General features: G+C 59.4%; 1 protein-coding gene. It reads right to left on the bottom strand.

The window, feature by feature from the left end:
• Positions 1-237 precede the first annotated feature (237 nt).
• Complete coding sequence (locus EU811_RS22805) at positions 238-1,026, bottom strand: HAD family hydrolase (protein WP_238703543.1); 789 nt, start codon at positions 1,024-1,026, stop codon at positions 238-240.
• Positions 1,027-1,669: the final 643 nt, after the last annotated feature.

Raw genomic sequence — 1,669 nt, forward strand, 5'->3', positions numbered from 1 at the left:
GACACCGCCGGACAACCATTCACGGAGGAGCCCCGACCACACGGTCGGGGCTCCCCGCATTTAACCCAAACCACAACAAGCCAAGCCCCAACACAGGGGCCACACTTGTTTAACCGCTGGTTTCGGGCCGGTCTCGACGCTGAGACCCCGGTCTATGTGGAGAGTACCCGCACGTGCCTCAGAAAGCTCTGGTTAGGGGCGTATGACCACCAGACCCTCGGGGAACGTGCCGTCGCTTTAGTACCTGCCGGAGTTCATCCCTGGTCCCCATGCGGTGGGTCCCTTATCCCACGCCCGATGCGTTGCGACGGTATGGTCTTGGGCCGAAACTTGGATGGAAACGTCGAATGCTTGGTAGAAGCTCGGCGGCCCGACAACTTGGGAGGAGATAACTTCCGCACTCAGCCGAAAGCCATTGCCAGCTCCGCCAATGAATCGACGTATATGTCGGCTCGATTTCCGGACGCTGTGCGTGGAGGTATCCCCACGGGCCGCGACGAACAAAGGCAGTCCGCATGCCCGCCTCGCCGGCAGGAAGGACAAATCGTTATCGAGGCGATCGCCGACGTACAGGATTTGCCCGGCATCAACCTTGGCGGTGTCGACAATTCGGGAAAAGAACTCCGCTGAAGGCTTCATAACGCCCCAGGCCGCGGAGGAAGCGATGAAGTCTGCATTGAAGCCGGCATCGCGCAGTTGGGCTTCGACGCCAGCTGGCTGGTTTCCCGCTATGCCGATCAATAGGCCGGCCTGCGAGGCCGTGCGTAGACAACCAAGCGCATCGGGGTAGAGGTCAGCTCGCTCCATAGGAGGGGGCGCGGCCGGACGTTCGACCCCCAGTAGGTCCCATACGCGTCGGTGGTCCTCGTCTCGGGCGATGAGCGCGCCAAGGAGGCCCATCAGCGTGAATGGAGCTATTCCGGCGCGCTCTGCCTGGATCGTCCACGCATGAGTTTCATCAACTAAAGTTTCACCGACGTCGAACACCACCGCGCGGATTCCAGCCGGGAGACGAAATGCTGTCATGGACAAATCCTTTCACTTTGCCTTCACACAGCTGTTCGTTCGAGGAAGTTCCTTTCGGCTGGAACCGGCAGCAGCTGAGCCGTTCAACCGCGAGCCAGGAATAGGCTGAACCCGGCAAACGGCTTTCGTTGCAGGTCTTCAGTCCTTGCACTTTCGGGGTTCTAGTGCAGGCACGTGGCGACCAAGGCGATTCTTTTGTGCGGCAGGAGCCCTTTGACGGAGTTGCAGAGTAGCAAGCCCGGACGGCTTGCCAACGAGGATGCAGTGCAAATGGTTGCCGTCCCTCATGCGTACCCAGGCCGTTGGCCCTACAGCCAGCCTGAAGGGATGGCTGGGTAGCTCGACGCGGATGCTATTACACGGCGCATACACGCTGAGGTGACAGGCGAACGGACTGCTTCCTGGGCATGCAAATGAAGAACGTTAGAAGCCCGTATGCATGCCATCCGGGGTGGATTTGCGTTGGGGGTGTGGGGCGTGTATTGTTTTCTGAGTCGCCGGGTGCGAAACGGAAAGCCGGAAGGTGTGTACGGTTCGGTAGGCGGCCTAAAATAACTCTTCTTTTCCAATGGCCCTGTTGGGTGTGCTGCTTTTGTGGTGTGCTGTGGGTGATGTTTTGGAGGGTCTGTTGTTTGAGAACTCA

It is taken from the genome of Arthrobacter sp. TS-15, assembly GCF_006964045.1.
Lineage (GTDB): Bacteria > Actinomycetota > Actinomycetes > Actinomycetales > Micrococcaceae > Arthrobacter.